Below are 15831 nucleotides of genomic sequence, written 5' to 3' on the forward strand. Positions count from 1 at the left end.
GGCCCCCGCGCTCGCACCCCTGACGAGCGCAGGCGGGCAGCGCGTAAAACCCTTATAGCGTGAGTGGCTCGCCCGGCCGTTGGGGAACGTCGACGAAGAGCTGCTGTACGCTATCCGGGCGATGGAGGTGCTGTTGCAGTCGGGTGTCGGCATCGCAGAGGCGATGAAGCACGTTGCCGATGAAGACTACGGCGACCTTTCGATCGAGTTCGGGCGAATTTTCAAGGCAGTTGACAGCGGTGCTGGTCTGGGCGAGGCAGTGCGGAATCAGATGCGCGCTACCTCGTCGGCAGGGCTGCGGCGCACGCTCTCGGTGCTGGCGATGTCCATTGAGCAGGACACCAACGTTATCGACCGGTTGCGCTCGATTGCTGACAAGGAATCCCGCTCGCGCCGCGTCGAGCTGCAGGCGTTCGTTGAATCCCTCAGCGCGGTCTCCGAGCAGTTCCTGATAATATCGGTGCTGGTGCCGATTATCGTCGTGATTATGGCTGTGATTGACGCGCTGGTTGGCGGCGCTGGCGGGGCGTTTGGCGGTAATATGCCGCGGATGCCACCCGCCTGCACGCCCATCCTGTTCCTGCTGGCGATGCTGGCGATTGCAGGGCTGATTGTGCGCACCCGCTCGCAGGAGCCGAAGATATGAGTCTGCACGAAATGCTGGACCCTTTCTTCGCTGGCATTGACGGGATTCCGTCAGCCATCGGGGCACTGGTCTGGACCGCGCTGGGTCTCTGGGCGGTCGGGAGCTACATCATTTATCTGCCGCTGAAGCGGCTCTTTGCCGAGCGTACCGAGCTCGAGAACGTTTGGCCCGAGGTGCTTGGGGAGCTGGCGGAGAACCTGCGCGCCGGGATGGGAGTTGAGTCGGCGCTTGACGCAGTTGCCAGCGCCCGCAGCGACCGCATGGGCGAGATGCTGCGGCAGGCGGTCACGGAGATGCATGACACTTCATTCACCGAGGCGATGCGGGACTTCGCAGAGCGCAGCCGTTCGCCGATGATTTCGCGCGTCGTGAGTATCCTCAACGTGGCGCTGGTCTCCTCGGGCAGCTTCTCGGAGACGCTCGAACTGCTCTCGGAGGAGTTCTGGGAAATATACCTGCTGCGCAAAGAACGCATCGCCAAGACCAAGGGCACTGCAGATTTCATCCTCTGGTCGGGCGCGCTCATCTGTCCTGCGCTGCTCGGCTTCATCGTCGCCGTCTTTGGCTCCGGGACCGTCGGTAGCTTCCAGCTTGTAATCGAACTCGGGAGCCTGAACCAGATGCTGTTGCTCTACGTAATGGTGCTCGGCGCCGCGGGAGTCCTGATGCAGTCGGTCATCCTGCAGACGATGCGCACCGCGCTGCTGCGCATCCCGCTCTACATGCTGCTTGCCAACACCACGCTTTTAGTAGCGCTGAAGCTGCCGGCAGAGTTCCTATGAGCCAGGGCAAGCTAATCGCAAAATATCCCAATGCCCACGTCATTGAGCAGGCGGGGCAGGACCTGCTGGTCTATCGCGTACTGAAACTGAACCGCTCAACCAGTTACGGGCCACTGCGACCGCTGCTCGAGGATGACAACCTGGAGGAAGTGATGTTCAACAACCCCTCCCGGCCGGTGATGGTCTACCATCGCCAGCACGGCATGTGCGTCACTAACATCAGCATGAGTGAGGAAGAGGCAGTAAAGGTAATCCAGAAAATCGCCGCCTACGTCGGGCGCAAGATTGGATTGGAAAACCTGCTTCTCGACGGGCGGCTGCCCGACGGCAGCCGCGTCAACGCCACGCTACCGCCCGCGTCGCCCGGTGGGCCGACACTCACGATTCGCAAGCAGACGCAGGACCCACTTACCTTCGTCGACCTGATAGGCTTCGGCACGCTGACGCCCCGGCTGGCGGCACTGTTGTGGATGTTCGTCGACGGGATGGGCGCCGCGCCGTGCAACATTCTGGTTTCAGGCGGCACCGCCTCTGGTAAGACCTCGACACTGAATGTGCTGGGGCTCTTCATCCCGTCACAGGTGCGGCTGATTACGATTGAGGATGTCTCCGAAATCCAGCTGCTCCATGAGCACCACGTCCAGCTGGAGACGGTCAATCCGGCCAAATCGGGTGACCCGGAACTGGACATGGACGCGCTGCTGAAGAATACGTTGCGCATGCGCCCCGACCGGCTGATTGTGGGCGAGGTGCGCGGCCCCGAGGCGCGCACGCTATTCACGGCGATGAATACTGGCCACGACGGCTGCATGGGCACGGTCCACGCCAACACCGCACAGGAGTCGGTGCAGCGGCTGGTTAACCCGCCGATGTCGGTGCCTCCCATCATGCTCAACGCGCTGCACCTGATTATCATGCAGAGCAAGCTCAACGTCGGCGGGCAACAGGTACGCCGCATCACCGAAGTTTCGGAGATGGCAGGCCTCGAGGGTGACAAGCCGCGGCTCAACACGATTTTCCGCTGGGACCAGGGCAAGGGACAACTGGTCGAGACCGGCGTCCCGAGCAAGCTGCGCGAGCGCATCGCAAAGGCAGCCGGCGTCTCGCCCGCCAAGTTCGACGAGATGGCGCGCAACCGGCAGAAAATCATCGAGACGCTGGTTGACCGCGGGATTTCCGACATCACGCAGGTCTCGCGCGTCGTGCAGAACTACTACCAGAAACTGGGCCGCTGATGGCGCGCACGTACGCTGAGGCGGGGGTCGATATCGACGCTAGTGACCGCGCTACCGCCGCGCTGGTGGCGCAACTCGGCAGCGCGACGCGCGAGGGCGACGGCGCCCCCGTCAAGCTGGAGAACGGCTTTGCAGGGCTGGTGCAGCTCGGCAACGGGGCGCTGGCAGTCTGCACCGACGGGGTCGGCACCAAGCTGATGCTGGCGCGCGAGCTGGGCAGCCTCGACACGGTCGGCATCGACTGTGTAGCGATGAACGTTAACGACCTTATCTGCGTCGGCGCCGAACCGCTCTCGTTCGTTGACTACGTCGCGCTCGAGGAGCCTGACGCGGAGCTGATGGCGCAGCTCGGCGCCGGCCTCGCCGAGGGGTGCCGGCAGGCCAACTGCACGCTCTCGGGCGGTGAGACCGCGGTGGTGCCGGAACTGGTGCGCGGTTTCGACCTGGCGGGAACGGCAGTCGGCTGGGTTTCGCACGAGACGATTATCGACGGCTCGCGCGTTGCCGTCGGCGACGCGCTCATCGGCCTCGCCTCTTCCGGGCCGCACTCGAACGGCTACACGCTCATCCGGCGGCTGTTCGATGGCGACCCCGAAATCGGTGCGCAGTTGGTGGCGCCGACGCGCATCTACGTCCGTTCGGTGCTGGCGCTGCTGGCGGCGGTGGAAGTGCACGCGCTGGCGCACATTACCGGCGGGGGGCTCGACAACTTGTCACGCATGAATCCCGGCTTTCACTATGTCGTCGACAACCCGCTGCCGGTCCCCCCAGCTTTCGACTGGCTCCAGCGCAAGGGCGACATCGCTTCGGCAGAGATGTATCGCACTTTCAACATGGGGCTGGGGATGGTCGTCGCCGTCGCCACCGAGGACGTCGACCGGGCGCTGGAACTGCTCGCCCGCGAAGGCGAAACGGCGCAGCTGATCGGCCATGTCGCCGCCGGCGAGGGCGTCGCGCACGCCGCGCTTGACTAGGACTGCCGCAGGTAGTTCAGCGCCGAGCCGGCACGGAACCACTCCACTTGTTGCTCGCTGAGGCTGTGGCGGCAGACGAATTCATCGCGCGTGCCGTCAGCGTGCGCGACGGCGACCGTGAGCCGGCTGTCGGGAGCCAGTTCATTGAGGCCGGAGATGCTAAGCCGGTCGTCGGCCCGCACCAGCTCCCAGTCGGCCGGCTGCTCGACGGTGAGCGCCAGTACCCCCTGTTTCTTCAGGTTGGCTTCCGCGATGCGCGCGAAGCTGCGTGCGATAATCGCGCGGCAGCCGAGGAAACGGGGCGACATCGCGGCGTGCTCGCGCGACGAGCCTTCGCCGTAGTTGGTATCGGCAACGACGACCCACCCCTGCTTCGCAGTATGGTAGGCGCGCGCCACCTCGGGCAGCGGTGCCTGCTCGCCCGTCAGGCTGCTGACGGCCATGCCCCGCTCGTCGGTGAAGGTGTTGCTGGCGCCGATGTAGGTGTTGCCCGAGATATGGTCGAGGTGGCCGCGGTAGCGCAGCCACGGTCCTGCCGGCGAGATGTGGTCGGTGGTGCACTTGCCCTCAACCTTCGCCAGCACCAGCAATCCCTCAAGATCGCCTGCGGCCGGCGGCGCAAATGGCTCGAGCAGCTGTAACCGCTCGCTGGCGGGGTCCACCTCGAGCTCGACAGCGGAGCCGTCGGGAGGCGGTGCGACAAAGCCCCGGAGGCTGGTCTTGAAACCGCCCGCGGGCAGGTCGCTACCGGTCGGCGGCGCCAGCCGGACTTGCTTGCCGTCGCTACCCGCAAGCTCGTTGCGTAGCGGGTCGAAGTCAAGCCGACCGGCGAGAGCCATGGCGGTCACGACCTCGGGACTGGTGAGGAACGAGAGCGTGGCATGGTTACCGTCGTTGCGACCGCTGAAATTGCGGTTGTAGGATGAGACTATCGAGTTCACCTCCCCGTCGGAGATATCGTCGCGCCGCCACTGCCCGATGCAGGGGCCGCAGGCGTTCGCCAGCACGGTGCCGCCAATCGCCTCCAGCGCCGCCATCTGCCCGTCGCGCCGGATGGTGCGGTCAATCGTCTCCGAGCCGGGAGTGATGTAGAACGGCACCTTCGCGCGCAGCCCCAGAGCGGTCGCCTGGCGGGCGACCGCGGCGGCGCGCTCCATATCCTCGTAGGAGCTGTTGGTACATGAACCGATTAGTGCCGCATTAAGCTCGAGAGGCCATCCCGCCTGGCGGGCTTCCGCGCCCAGCCCGGAGACGGCACGCGCCAAATCCGGGGAGTGGGGGCCGACGATGAGTGGCTCGAGCGTCGAGAGGTCGATTTCGATTACCCGGTCGAAGATCTTTTCGGCCGTCGCCTCGATTTCGGGGTCGGCGCGCAGCTCCGCACCGTGCTCGCGGGCGAGCTGCGCTAGTTCCCCGCGGCCGGTCGCCGCGAGATATTCCGCCATGCGTTCGTCGAACGGGAAGAGTGAAGTGGTCGCGCCGACTTCGGCACCCATGTTGCAGATAGTCCCCTTGCCGGTGCAGGAGATGCTCTCGCAGCCGGGTCCGAAGTACTCGACGATGTGACCAGTGCCGCCTTTGACCGTCAGGGTTTCGCACACTTTCAGGATAACGTCCTTGGGCGAAGCCCAGCCGCTGAGTGCTCCGGTCAGGTGGACGCCGATGAGTTGCGGCCAGCGGATGTTGAAGGGCAGTCCCGCCATCACTTCCATGGCGTCGGCACCGCCGACGCCTATGGCGACCATCCCCAAGCCGCCTGCGTTAGGTGTGTGAGAGTCGGTGCCAATCATGAAACCGCCGGGGAAAGCGTAGTTCTCTAGGACTATCTGATGAATAATGCCGGCACCGGGCTTCCAGAAACCTATACCGTATTTCGCGGAGGCGGACTTCAGGAACGCGTAAACTTCTGCGTTCACATCGTTGGCCGCAGCAAGGTCGCTATCGCAACCGCTGCGCGCCTGGATAAGATGGTCGCAATGCACCGTCGACGGCACCGCCACCCGTTCGCGCCCCGCGAGGGCGAATTGCAGCAGCGCCATCTGCGCCGTGGCGTCTTGCATAGCGACGCGGTCGGGCCGCAAGTTGACGTAGCTCCCACCACGCTGCGGTAGCTCCTGCCCCGGGGCAAGATGCGCAAAGAGGGTTTTCTCGGCTAGCACCAGCGGCCGTCCCAGCTGCTTGCGCGCGGCAGAATGGCAAGCCGCCAGCGAGTCGTAGAATTGCTGCACGGCACCGGGGTCAGACATGGATGGCGCCCCCCCGGTCGGCGACTATGTATGGTTTTCGCTTCGCGTGCCGAGCACCCAGAAGATGATTGCCAGCATCCAGAAGACGAACGCGCAGGGGGTCGAGAGCGAACGGCCTGAGGCTGGCACGATGTATTCGCCACTCCCGGTTGCCAGCACTACTCCCGCCAGCAGGCACGCCAGCGAAGTGGCGCGTATCGCCAAATCCTCGGCCCGGCTCACCAGCGGTCCCAGATGCCTTTCTTGACCATCTCGAGGACGTAGAACGAATTGTAGACCAGCGACTTGCGCCAGCCCTGCAGGTTCATCTTCTCCCAGTCGACGGTATCGCCATCTTTCACCTTGCGCATCGCCATTTCGAAGGCGCGGTTACCGAGCAGCGCGAAGATACCGCGCCGCGCGATGTCCGCCTTCTTGCGGTTCCGGAACTGCGCCTTCCACATCTGGTCGTAGTTTCCGCCGTTGCTGAGCGCACGCTGCGCCAGCACGCCCGACTCGATGGCGTAGTTCATTCCGAAGCCGCGCCACGGGTCCTGGAAGCCAGCCGCCTCGCCCGTGTAGTAGGCGCCGTCGCGCACTGCCGAGCGCGGGAACTCGGCGCCACCCTGACCGCCGACGGTGCCGGTCGGCTTCGCGCCGTCGATGATGTCGCGCAGCACCTTGCGCTCCTCCACCGCTTTATATAGCAGTCGTCGGACTTTTCTGGTGTGCGAACGCGAGCAGCAGTTCATCACTTTGATGGTATCGTCGTCCATTGGGATGATGTAGAGATACCAGCCGCGGGGTGAGTATTTTTCGTCGTGCATGTAGAGGAACTGGTCGCGCGGGAAATCCGAATTTTCGTAGTAGGCGCCGAAGGCGGCCATATCGGTGCGGTAGGAACCGGTGGCGACGATGTCGCCCGCCTGCGGCTTCGGCCGCGACTTGTAGTGGAACTTGACGCCTTCCTGTTCCGCCTCCACCGCCAGTCCGCGCTCGAGCGAGCCTTCCCCGCCGCGCAGGATGAGCGGCAGTGGCTGCTTCATGGTAATCGTGAGGTCGCGTGTCGGTGTGCAGCAGACGAACTTCTGCGCGTCGCGGTAAGTGAATTTCGGTTCTAGCCCCCAGCGCTTCAGGTAGGCGGGCGCGGTCGAATCGGCCCACGGCATGTCGGGCCGCTCCTTCAGCAGCACCTGGTAGTTGGCGTGGAACTGCTCACCCACTTCGCGGCGCGCCTCGTGTACTTCGACCCGCTCGCCCTCTTTCGCGAAGTTGACGGCTGCCGCCAGCCCCGAAAGGCCGCCGCCGATTATGCGCCTCATGCGGGAGTCCGGGTGGTGTTGCGCTGCGGCTCGGCCGGGTAGGTCAGCGCGCCGACGGGGCAGACGCGGATGCAGAGCAGGCAGTCGGTACAGTTCTCGTCAATCCAGATATCACGGTCATTAAACTCGAGGAACATGGCGTTGGTGGGGCAGACGCCGACGCAGGCGCCGCAGAAGATGCAGGTGTCGCGCGCCAGGTCCGGCTTCACCGGCAGGCGCTGGCCGTGCGGGTCCCACTGCTGGCCGGGCGGCAGCGGCCTGCCGTGCGCCCAGCGGCGGCGGGTGGCGCGCTGGCCGTCGGGGTGGAAGGTGGTTTCCCAGCCGTGGCGCTGGCCGTCAACGTAGCTGGTTTCATGCTTTGGGGTGCCGTCAGGCCAGCTCTCGGTTTCGCTGCTCTTGTCCGGGGCCACGCCGGCCGACCGCTCCGCTATCTAAAATTCTTTGCTCGTCTCCCCCCAGCTATTTAGCCGCGCGTGGACTGCCGCAATTTCATGGCCGACAGTTTCTGGGAGCAGCCCGTCGCTAGCGGTCCGCAGCCCGCTTCCGGGTCGCGCTTCGACGTCATCGTTGTCGGGGGCGGTCCCGGCGGCGCGGCCGCCGCCGGCTACGCGGCGCTGGCGGGCCAGCGGGTGCTGCTGCTCGATAAGGCAATATGGCCCCGCGACAAGACCTGCGGTGACGCCGTCGGCGGGAAATCGCTCGCGCGCGTCGAGGAGCTGGGGGTGCGCTCGCGCATCGAGGCATCGCCGCACTTCAGCATCACCGGCGTGCTCTTCAGCAGCCCACGCGGCGATGAGCTGCGCGTTTCGCGGTCGGACGGCCAGCTTTCGGGCTATGTGCTGCCGCGGCGCCAGTTCGACTACATCATGTTCCAGCGCGCCGTCGAACTGGTGCAGCAGGCGGGCGGCGCGGTGGTGCAGGGCTTCGCGGTGCGCGAGGTGCTGTTCGACAACACTGCCAACGGCCCCGACCCCGGCCCCGGCATGGGGGATTTGCGGCGCGTCATCGGCGTCGCGGGCGATACTGGCGACCGCGCCAGCCCGCTTTCGTTCAGCGCGCCACTCACTATCGGCGCCGGCGGGGTGCGCTGTCCGGTCGCGACTGCGGTGGTGCAGGAGATCTACGACGGGCGCATGGTCGACCGCGAGAAGCTGCACTACAGCGCCGCCTTCCGGCAATACTGGCGCAACGTCGAGGGCGCGACCGCCGACTCAGGGCCGGTCGAGTTCCACTACATTGACGGGGTGCTGCCGGGCTACTTCTGGATTTTCCCCGTCGGTGGCGGAGTGTGCAACGTCGGCTTCGGCATCGCGCTGCGCGACCTTGAGCTGCACGACCGCAAGCTGCGCGGACTACAGGAATACATCATCAACGAGGTGCCACGCTTCCGCGACCGCTTCGCGCAGGCTGAACTGATCGCGGGGAGCAGCCGTGGCTGGCAGCTGCCGCTCGGCTCACCGCGCCCCGGCGAGAAGCTACAGCCGCGCCGCGCGTTTGCGGCCGGGGCGATGCTGGTTGGCGACGCCGCTTCGCTGGTCGACCCGTTTACCGGTGAGGGTATCGGCAACGCGCTGCTCTCGGCCAAGCTAGCGCTGGGCCACTTCGACCGCGAGGAACACGCGCGCGGTTTCCCGCTCGAGGCGGGCGCGCGCTACCAGCGCGCGCTCTGGAAGCGGCTGGGATACGAGCTGCGCAATTCCTACAAAATCCAGCGGCTGTCGCGCCACCGCTGGCTGCTCAACTGGTTCATCGGCAAGGCGCGCCGCAAGGCGGAGCTGCGGCGCGTCCTGACCGAGAGCCTGATGTCGCGCGAGGCGCAGGCATCGCTCACGAGTCCGTTCTTTTTGTTGCGTCAATTACTTTTCTAGTCGCAGTCGGCCCCAAGCCGCTTATGGCTCTGTCGCATCGCACTGCGGTGCTCCCCGATTCCGAGCTGCGGCGCTACGCCCGTCACCTGATGCTGCCCGGCGCAGGGCTGGAAGGCCAGCAGCGGCTGAAGGCGGCGCGGGTGCTGGTGGTGGGAATGGGCGGACTGGGCTGCCCGGCCGCGCAATACCTGGCGGCTGCAGGTGTCGGCCGTCTGACGCTGGTTGACGACGACCGGGTGGAATTGAGTAACCTGCAGCGGCAGCCGCTCTACACCGAGGTCGACATAGGGCAGCCGAAGGCGGAGGTGGCGGCCACCCGGTTGCGCGCGCTGAATTCCGCCATCCGGGTCGAGCCGCTGGTAGAACGCGTCACGGCCGCCAACGTGCTGGAGCTGGCGCGACAGCACGACCTGGTGCTCGACGGCACCGACAGCCTGTCCGCGCGCTATTTGCTCGCCGACGGCTGCCATCTGGTGAGGGTCCCGCTGGTCCACGCGGCGCTACGCCGTTTCGAGGGGCAGGTGGCGCTCTTCCCTTCGGGGGGGCCGTGCTACCGCTGCCTGTTCCCGCGGCCGCCGCCACCGGAAGTGGTCGAGGACTGCGCCACGGCGGGAGTGCTGGGGGCGGTGCCGGGGCTACTGGGAAGCTTGCAGGCGCTTGAGGCACTGAAGTGGCTGCTGCGGATTGGCCCGCGCGAGGCGAGGCTGCTACTGCTCGATGGCCTGGCGGGGACGGTGCAGCGGGTGGCGCTGGCGCAGCGCCCCGACTGTCCGCTCTGCGGCGAATCGCCGACGATTACCGTGCCGACGGAGGAGCCGCTCACCTGCCGGCCGGGAGAGTTGGCGCCGGAGGAGTTGCAGGCGGCGCTGGAAGGTCCAGCGCCGCCGCTGCTAGTGGACCTGCGCGAGCCGTGGGAGCGGAAGCTGGTGCTCATCCCGGGCGAGGAGCTGCACCTACCCTTCAAGCAGCTCGCGCAGTGGCAAGGAGAACTGCCGCGCGAGCGGGAGTTGCTGCTCTACTGCCGCACCGGCATCCAGTCGGCGATGGCGCTGCGGCAGCTACAGCAAGGGGGCCGCGAAGCGCGCCACCTGACGGGCGGCATCGCGGCGTGGCTGCGGGAGACAGGTCAGCAGGAGCGACTCTACTGATGCGACTCACTGTCAAACCATTTGCCCAGTTGCGCGAACGGCTCGGTACCGAAGCGCTCGAGCTGGAGCTGCCAGCGGGCGCCACCGTTGCGGAGCTGCTGGAGCGGCTGCTCGCCGAGCATCCCGCGCTGGCGCCCTTCCGCGAGAGCTTGCTGCTGGCGCGCGGCGCCGAAATGCTGGAGCCCGGCAGCGCGCTGGCCGAAGGCGACACGGTAGCGCTCTACCCCCCCTTCAGCGGCGGCTAGAGCAGATCCACTTCGACCTGCTCGCCGGTACCGGCGCCGGCGCCAGCCGGAAGCGCCACCACCCCGTCGGCCAGCGCCATCGACATAATCGCGCCCGAGCCGCGGTAGCAAGGGGTGGCGCGCAGCGCGTCGCCCGCCCCTTCCAGCCGCACCAGCATGAGCTGGTCGCGCCCCTGCACCGCTCGCACGGCGGCGGCAAGCGTCGCCGTCCGGCAGCGTCGCAAGTCGGGCGGTAGCCGCGCCATCTGGCGCAGTGCGGGACGCAGGAAGAGCCACGCAGTCAGCAGGCACGACGTCGGGTTGCCCGGCAGCCCCAGCACTAGCGCGCCGTCCAGCCGGCCGCAGAGCATCGGCTTCCCCGGTTTGACGGCGACGCCGTGGAACTCGATGCTCCCGAGCCGCTCCATGGCGGGCGCCAGCAGGTCGCGCTCGCCGACGCTGGAGCCGCCGGTGACCACCACGATATCGCTGCTCCCGGCCGCCGTACAGAGCGCCTTTTCCAGCACTCCCTGCTCGTCGCCCAGCACTGGCGTGCGCTCCGCTACTCCGCCCGCCTGCTGTACCAGCGGCACCAGCGCGGGGGCGTTGGAATCGTACACCTGCCCCGCTTCCAGCGGGCGGCCCGGTGGCACCAGTTCGGTGCCGGTCGGCAGCACCATTACCCGCGGGCGGCGGAATACCAGCGCCTGCGCCAGCCCCAGCGCCGCCAGCACCCCCACCCGGGCCGGCGTCAGCACCATCCCCGGCGAGAGCACTTCGTCGCCGGCACGCATGTCTTCGCCCCGCGGGACGACGTGCTTGCCCCGCTCCACCGCGACGCGCACCAGCACGGCATCGCCTTCGCGAGCAGTATCCTCGACCTTCACCACCGCCTCCGCGCCCTCCGGTAGCGGCGCCCCGGTGGCGACCTGGATGCAGCTGCCGGCGCCAAGCGTGCCGCGCGGCAGGTGGCCGGCGTGGACCGCCTCGAGCAGCGCCAGCCGCACTGGCTCCGCAGGCGTCGCGTCGGCTACATCAGCCGCCCGCATCGCGTAGCCATCCATCGCCGAGCGGTCGAAGCCGGGCACGTCGCGGTCGGCTACCACCGGCGTCGCCAGCACCCGGCCGGCCGCTGCGGCCAGCCCCACACCCTCGCTCGCTTCCAGCGGCTGCGCGGCCGCCAGCACCAGCTCCCGCGCCCGCGCCAGCGAAATCAGCTCGTCGAAGGGTCTGAACCCCATCTTAGACCTCCAGCGCCGTCCGGAGTAGTGACGGCATGGTACGGTTGAGACCATGGGCGACCCAGGGGCCAAGTCCTGCCCGGCGCACGCCCGTCCGATGGAGCATTTCTCTCCATTCCAGCCTTTCCACCCAGCAGATAGCAGCTAAGGGCAGCAGCACGAAGAGCAGCAGCTTGCCCAGTCCGTAACCCGGAGCACCCAGTATCTCGGAGAGGAAGAAGGTGAGGGGATACAATACCACCATCAGGACTCCAGCGGCGAAAAGCATGGCCACCGGCCGCAGGGATTCCTGTTTCCATTTCAGGCAGTATCCCAGGGGGATGAGCAGGGCTGCCAGCAGCAGGGCCACTGGCCATTGGCCGAAGGAAATCATCCATCTCCCTTCCGGCCCGGCGCCCAGGCTCCCTTTTTATAATAATTATCGAGAAAAATCATGCCTTTCCCAGCTCCCCCACCATGTGTCCCAGCTCCGGCAGGATGAGCTGCTCCAGTGCCAACCGGCACGCCGCCTCGGAACCCGGCAATGCAAAGAGCAGCTTGCCGCGCGCGACGCCCGCCAGCGTGCGGGAGAGCATCGCGGCCGCGCCGATTTCGTGGAACGAGAGCTGCCGGAACAGCTCGCCGAAGCCGGGCAGCTCGCGCTCCAGCAGCGCACCGATGATTTCGGGCGCCGAATCGCGCGGCGCGATGCCGGTGCCGCCGTTCAGGATAATCGCCTGCGCCGGTCCCGCCAGCGCCGCTTCGAGCGCCGCCCGGATGACGGGTGGGTCCTCCCGCACCAGCACCCGGCCGGCGACGGAGTGGCCCGCCGCCTCGAGCAGTGCGACGATGGCGTCGCCGCTACGGTCTTCCGCCGGGGTGCGGCTGTCGCTCAGCGTCAGCACCGCGACCGCGACCGTGCGGGGAGCGGCAGCATGGTGCTCGCGGTGGCCCATTATTTTCCGCCCTTCAGCTTCTCCACCACTTCCACGTCGTAGATGCGGGTTTCGGGATACTGCCCGGCAGCATCCTTCTCGAGCGGCTTGACCAGATCCCAGACGCAGAGTAGCCCCGCCATCACGCCGGTCAGTGCCTCCATCTCGACACCAGTGCGGTACATTGCGGCAACAGTAACGCGACATTCCACTGCGTTACCCTCCAGCGTGAATTCTACCTCCACGCCGCTGATTGGTAAGGGGTGGCAGAGTGGCAGGATTGCGGGCGTCGCCTTCACCGCCTGGATGGCGGCGACGCGGCCGGTGGCGAACGGGTCGCCTTTCGGGACTTCGCCGTCGGCGATGGCGGCCGCCGTCGTGGGCCGCAGCCGCAGCCGCCCCCGGGCGGTGGCGCGTCGCGCCACTTCCTGCTTGTCGCTGATATCAACCATTCGCGCCACAGTTCACCTCATGTTGCGGCGCGACCCAGCGTGTGCCGTCCGGGGCGTGCTCCTGCTTCCAGATGGGCACCCGTTGCTTGAGCGTGTCGATGAGCCACTCGCAGGCGCTGAAGGCGTCAGCGCGATGGGCCGCCGCGGCGCAGCAGACCACAATCAGCTCGCCCGCCTCGAGCAGTCCCACCCGGTGCACTAGCGCCGCGTCGTGGATGGCAAATCGCTCGCACGCCTCGCTGCGCAGCGTTTCCATCTGCGCCAGCGCTGCCGGTTCGTCGGCGCTGAACTTGATGCGCTCCACCACGCCCGCCTCGGTCACGCCTTTGACGGTGCCGGTAAAGGTCACCACCGCCCCGACTTCCGGTCCGCCCAGCGCAGCCGCGAGCTCCGCGGGGTCGCACGCTTCTCGCTGCAGCCGCACCTTTGGTGGGACCATGCCGCCGATAATGACGGCCGGGTTAATAGCAGTCGGCTTCAGGCCCATACCTCCGCCAGCAGCACTACGAGCGGAATAGTCACCAGCGCCAGCAGTGTAGTCCCGAGAATGCCCAGCGAGAGCCGCTGCATGTCGCTGCCGCAGTAGGCGCCGACGACGTAAGTGGTGATGGCCGAAGGCATGCTGCTCGATATCAGCACCACCGCCGCCAGTTCTCCGCGGAGCCCCAGCGCCAGCACCAGCGCTGCTGCGGCAGCCAGCCCGGTGGCCATACGGGCGACCACCAGCGGTGGCAGCAGGCGCCGGAAGTCCGCGCTTTCCAGCCGTGACGCGCGGCTCAATTGCATCCCGAGCGTCAGCAGCAGCACCGGCTTCCACGCCCCGCCCAGGATTTCCAGCGTGCCGTCGGCCACCGCCGGCAGCCCCGTTCCAGCGCGGTTCAGCGCCAGCCCCAGCAGCAGCGCCCAGATGAGTGGTAGCCGCAGCGCAGCGGCAGCCCCTTCGCGCAGCTGCTCGCGGCCGCCGCCCGCCAGCGCCGGCCCGACGGTGTAGAGCAACGCCTGCACCGTAATGTAGAAAAGCATCGCCAGCAGGAATCCCTGTTCGCCGTAGAACTGGTCCGCCACCGAAGTTCCCAGCGACCCGGCGTTCATGAATCCCGAGCCGAGCACCAGCGCGCTGCTGGCGGCCGCCGGCAGCGCCAGCCACCGCGCCAGCCACCACGCCACCGCTGTCGAGGCCGCTACCACCACCACCGCTGCCAGCACCGGCTCCCACGTCAAGGCGAACTCCGCCTGCTGGGTCGCAAGCAGGATTTTGGCCGGCACCAGCAGGTAAATCAGCAGCCCCCCGAGGTCGCGCAATGTCTTTTCTTTCACCCCTAGTCGCCGGCCGGCGAGGAAGCCTAGCGCCAGCAGCGCGAAGAGCGGGACGAGCTTGCCAACCACCCAGAAAATGAGCATGTGCCTAGCGCTGGTCGATCGACGACCAGTTATTAAACTCCGACTCGCCGCCCGGCAGCTTGAGAAAGCGTTCCAGGTCGGCAGGCGTATTGAGGTTCAGCGCCACTTCGCGCCGCTCTACGAGCGTATGCGGTAGCTCGCTGAGCAGCCGCTGCGTGCGGCGTTCTCCCTGCGCCAGCAGCCGCTCCGCCGCTGCCAGTGCCGCTTCGCGCCAGTAGACCGCCACCAGCGGTTGCGGCTGCTTCCACGTCGCTACCGCCGCGTCGCCGTCATCGGCGACGCGGCGCAATGCACGGTAGGTGGCGGGTGCCAGCAGCGGCAGGTCGCACGGCGCGACCGCCACCAGTTTGCCGCGTACCGCCGCCAGTCCCGCCGCCAGCCCGACCAGCGGCCCGCCGTGCGGGACCGGATCACCCACCCAGTCGCATCCCGCGGGCGCCCAGTCGGGACGCTCGCCCGGCGGCCCCACGACCGTCACCCGCTGCACCACCTGCGCCAGCACTGCGGCGGTGCGGGCGGCGAGGGTTTCACCTCCGATTTCGAGTGACTGTTTGGGTTGCCCCAGACGACCGCTCCGCCCGCCCGCTACCAGCAGCGCGGAGTCCATCAGCCCCCAATGCGGAACATCTCGACCTTGCGTGGCCGCTCGCCTTCGGGCAGCAGCGCGCGCTCTTCCGAGTAGCGGTCGCCGCGCGCACGCCAGATAGAGGCGAGCCGCGCGCGCAATTCGTCGTCGCTCGCGCCCGCTGTCAGCAACGGTCGCAGGTCGTGGCCGTCGCTGGCGAAGAGGCAGGTGTAGAGCTGTCCGTCAGGCCCCATGCGCATCCGGTCGCAGTCGTGGCAGAAAGGGCGTGTGACCGAGGCGATGACGCCGATTTCGCCCCCGCCTTCGACGTAGCGATAGCGGCGCGCCACTTCGCCGGCCCGTTCGGGGGTGACCGGCGTGAGGGGAGCTTCGGCGTCAATCATGGCGATAATCTCGTCGGCCGGCACGACCTGTTCGGGACTCCAGCGGTTGAGGTTGCCCACATCCATGTATTCGATGAAGCGCATCACGTGCGGCGTCCCGCGGAAGTGGCGCGCTAGCTCTACCACCGAACCGTCGTTGACGCCGCGGATGACGACACAGTTGAGCTTCAGCGGCCCGAAGCCGGCGCGCTCGGCTGCGGCAATGCCGCTGAGCACTCGCGCGACGTCCAGCTCGCGTCCGTTCAGCTGCTGGTAGACCTGCGGGTCGAGCGAGTCGAGGCTGAGATTGAGCCGCTGGAGCCCCGCACGGCGCAGCTTCCCGGCCTGCGGGGCGAGCAGGTAGCCGTTGGTCGTGAGCGCCAGGTCATCGAGCCCCGGAATCGCCGCGAGCATCTGCACCAGCCGGTCGAGGTCAGTGCGCAACAGCGGC

Annotated in this window: 19 protein-coding genes (1 of these 19 only partly in view); 7 read left to right on the forward strand and 12 right to left on the reverse strand. The window is 67.2% G+C overall.

The features are described 5' to 3' along the window. Nucleotides 1–79: 79 nt before the first annotated feature. The 4 genes from QGG57_00130 to purM are packed head-to-tail and all read left to right on the forward strand — an operon-like array spanning nucleotide 80 to nucleotide 3637. Nucleotides 80–646, forward strand: a complete 567-nt coding sequence (locus QGG57_00130) for a type II secretion system F family protein (protein ID MDP7006593.1) — start codon at nucleotides 80–82, stop codon at nucleotides 644–646. After that, the gene (locus QGG57_00135; protein ID MDP7006594.1) at nucleotides 643–1428 is read left to right on the forward strand and encodes a type II secretion system F family protein; all 786 of its coding nucleotides are present in this window, start codon (nucleotides 643–645) and stop codon (nucleotides 1426–1428) included. The genes QGG57_00130 and QGG57_00135 overlap by 4 nt, the downstream gene beginning before the upstream one ends. Continuing rightward, nucleotides 1425–2663: a CpaF family protein gene (locus QGG57_00140; protein MDP7006595.1), complete on the forward strand. Its 1239-nt coding sequence runs from the start codon at nucleotides 1425–1427 to the stop codon at nucleotides 2661–2663. The genes QGG57_00135 and QGG57_00140 overlap by 4 nt, the downstream gene beginning before the upstream one ends. After that, a complete protein-coding gene (purM, locus tag QGG57_00145) occupies nucleotides 2663–3637 on the forward strand; it encodes a phosphoribosylformylglycinamidine cyclo-ligase (GenBank protein MDP7006596.1) in 975 nt (324 codons plus the stop codon). The genes QGG57_00140 and purM overlap by 1 nt, the downstream gene beginning before the upstream one ends. Here the strand turns inward: purM and QGG57_00150 are convergent. The 4 genes from QGG57_00150 to QGG57_00165 are packed head-to-tail and all read right to left on the reverse strand — an operon-like array spanning nucleotide 3634 to nucleotide 7594. Next, nucleotides 3634–5883, reverse strand: a complete 2250-nt coding sequence (locus QGG57_00150; protein ID MDP7006597.1) for an aconitate hydratase — start codon at nucleotides 5881–5883, stop codon at nucleotides 3634–3636. The two genes, purM and QGG57_00150, sit on opposite strands and share 4 nt — an antisense overlap. Nucleotides 5884–5907: 24 nt before the next feature. Further along, nucleotides 5908–6105, reverse strand: coding sequence for a hypothetical protein (locus QGG57_00155; protein ID MDP7006598.1), 198 nt, complete (start codon nucleotides 6103–6105; stop codon nucleotides 5908–5910). Beyond that, nucleotides 6102–7184, reverse strand: coding sequence for an NAD(P)-binding protein (locus QGG57_00160; GenBank protein MDP7006599.1), 1083 nt, complete (start codon nucleotides 7182–7184; stop codon nucleotides 6102–6104). The genes QGG57_00155 and QGG57_00160 overlap by 4 nt, the downstream gene beginning before the upstream one ends. Then, nucleotides 7181–7594 carry a 4Fe-4S binding protein gene (locus QGG57_00165; protein ID MDP7006600.1) on the reverse strand — a complete coding sequence of 138 codons (414 nt, stop codon included), beginning with the start codon at nucleotides 7592–7594 and terminating at the stop codon, nucleotides 7181–7183. Before QGG57_00165 ends, QGG57_00160 begins: the two co-directional genes overlap by 4 nt. Before the next feature lie 81 nt (nucleotides 7595–7675). Here QGG57_00165 and QGG57_00170 point away from each other — a divergent pair, with 81 nt between their 5' ends. Genes QGG57_00170 through QGG57_00180 form a run of 3 tightly spaced genes read left to right on the forward strand, consistent with a single transcriptional unit; the run spans nucleotide 7676 to nucleotide 10445 of the window. Then, on the forward strand, nucleotides 7676–9052 hold the full coding sequence (locus QGG57_00170) for an NAD(P)/FAD-dependent oxidoreductase (protein MDP7006601.1): 1377 nt from the start codon (nucleotides 7676–7678) through the stop codon (nucleotides 9050–9052). A gap of 47 nt (nucleotides 9053–9099) precedes the next feature. Beyond that, nucleotides 9100–10200, forward strand: coding sequence for a molybdopterin-synthase adenylyltransferase MoeB (gene moeB, locus QGG57_00175; protein MDP7006602.1), 1101 nt, complete (start codon nucleotides 9100–9102; stop codon nucleotides 10198–10200). Continuing rightward, entirely contained in the window at nucleotides 10200–10445 is a 246-nt protein-coding gene (locus QGG57_00180; GenBank protein MDP7006603.1) for a MoaD/ThiS family protein, read from the forward strand. The genes moeB and QGG57_00180 overlap by 1 nt, the downstream gene beginning before the upstream one ends. Here QGG57_00180 and QGG57_00185 read toward each other — a convergent pair. The 8 genes from QGG57_00185 to moaA all read right to left on the reverse strand — a co-directional run. Further along, nucleotides 10442–11665, reverse strand: coding sequence for a molybdopterin molybdotransferase MoeA (locus QGG57_00185; GenBank protein MDP7006604.1), 1224 nt, complete (start codon nucleotides 11663–11665; stop codon nucleotides 10442–10444). The two genes, QGG57_00180 and QGG57_00185, sit on opposite strands and share 4 nt — an antisense overlap. Before the next feature lies 1 nt (nucleotide 11666). After that, nucleotides 11667–12014, reverse strand: coding sequence for a hypothetical protein (locus QGG57_00190; GenBank protein MDP7006605.1), 348 nt, complete (start codon nucleotides 12012–12014; stop codon nucleotides 11667–11669). Between the two features lie 82 nt (nucleotides 12015–12096). Further along, a complete protein-coding gene (locus tag QGG57_00195) occupies nucleotides 12097–12600 on the reverse strand; it encodes a molybdenum cofactor biosynthesis protein B (protein ID MDP7006606.1) in 504 nt (167 codons plus the stop codon). Further along, nucleotides 12600–13031 (reverse strand): cyclic pyranopterin monophosphate synthase MoaC, encoded by a 432-nt coding sequence (gene moaC / locus QGG57_00200; protein ID MDP7006607.1) that lies wholly within the window; start codon nucleotides 13029–13031, stop codon nucleotides 12600–12602. Before moaC ends, QGG57_00195 begins: the two co-directional genes overlap by 1 nt. Next, on the reverse strand, nucleotides 13024–13518 hold the full coding sequence (locus tag QGG57_00205; protein MDP7006608.1) for a molybdenum cofactor biosynthesis protein MoaE: 495 nt from the start codon (nucleotides 13516–13518) through the stop codon (nucleotides 13024–13026). Before QGG57_00205 ends, moaC begins: the two co-directional genes overlap by 8 nt. Next, nucleotides 13509–14432 (reverse strand): AEC family transporter, encoded by a 924-nt coding sequence (locus QGG57_00210; GenBank protein MDP7006609.1) that lies wholly within the window; start codon nucleotides 14430–14432, stop codon nucleotides 13509–13511. Before QGG57_00210 ends, QGG57_00205 begins: the two co-directional genes overlap by 10 nt. A gap of 4 nt (nucleotides 14433–14436) precedes the next feature. Further along, entirely contained in the window at nucleotides 14437–15039 is a 603-nt protein-coding gene (locus tag QGG57_00215; protein MDP7006610.1) for a molybdenum cofactor guanylyltransferase, read from the reverse strand. Further along, nucleotides 15039–15831 carry the 3' portion of a GTP 3',8-cyclase MoaA gene (gene moaA / locus QGG57_00220; GenBank protein ID MDP7006611.1) on the reverse strand. 305 nt of this gene lie beyond the right edge of the window, so 793 of the gene's 1098 nt are visible here — the last part of the coding sequence; its start codon lies off the right edge, out of view; the stop codon is at nucleotides 15039–15041. The genes QGG57_00215 and moaA overlap by 1 nt, the downstream gene beginning before the upstream one ends.

It is taken from the genome of Candidatus Poseidoniia archaeon, assembly GCA_030748895.1.
GTDB lineage: Archaea > Thermoplasmatota > Poseidoniia > MGIII > CG-Epi1 > UBA8886.

Coding starts and splice junctions, on each gene's coding strand:
- QGG57_00135 (MDP7006594.1), top strand. CDS start 643: ATGAGTCTGCACGAAATGCTGGACCCTTTCTTCGCTGGCATTGACGGG.
- QGG57_00140 (MDP7006595.1), top strand. CDS start 1,425: ATGAGCCAGGGCAAGCTAATCGCAAAATATCCCAATGCCCACGTCATT.
- purM (MDP7006596.1), top strand. CDS start 2,663: ATGGCGCGCACGTACGCTGAGGCGGGGGTCGATATCGACGCTAGTGAC.
- QGG57_00150 (MDP7006597.1), bottom strand. CDS start 5,883: ATGTCTGACCCCGGTGCCGTGCAGCAATTCTACGACTCGCTGGCGGCT.
- QGG57_00160 (MDP7006599.1), bottom strand. CDS start 7,184: ATGAGGCGCATAATCGGCGGCGGCCTTTCGGGGCTGGCGGCAGCCGTC.
- QGG57_00170 (MDP7006601.1), top strand. CDS start 7,676: ATGGCCGACAGTTTCTGGGAGCAGCCCGTCGCTAGCGGTCCGCAGCCC.
- QGG57_00180 (MDP7006603.1), top strand. CDS start 10,200: ATGCGACTCACTGTCAAACCATTTGCCCAGTTGCGCGAACGGCTCGGT.
- QGG57_00185 (MDP7006604.1), bottom strand. CDS start 11,665: ATGGGGTTCAGACCCTTCGACGAGCTGATTTCGCTGGCGCGGGCGCGG.
- QGG57_00195 (MDP7006606.1), bottom strand. CDS start 12,600: ATGGGCCACCGCGAGCACCATGCTGCCGCTCCCCGCACGGTCGCGGTC.
- moaC (MDP7006607.1), bottom strand. CDS start 13,031: ATGGTTGATATCAGCGACAAGCAGGAAGTGGCGCGACGCGCCACCGCC.
- QGG57_00205 (MDP7006608.1), bottom strand. CDS start 13,518: ATGGGCCTGAAGCCGACTGCTATTAACCCGGCCGTCATTATCGGCGGC.
- QGG57_00210 (MDP7006609.1), bottom strand. CDS start 14,432: ATGCTCATTTTCTGGGTGGTTGGCAAGCTCGTCCCGCTCTTCGCGCTG.
- QGG57_00215 (MDP7006610.1), bottom strand. CDS start 15,039: ATGGACTCCGCGCTGCTGGTAGCGGGCGGGCGGAGCGGTCGTCTGGGG.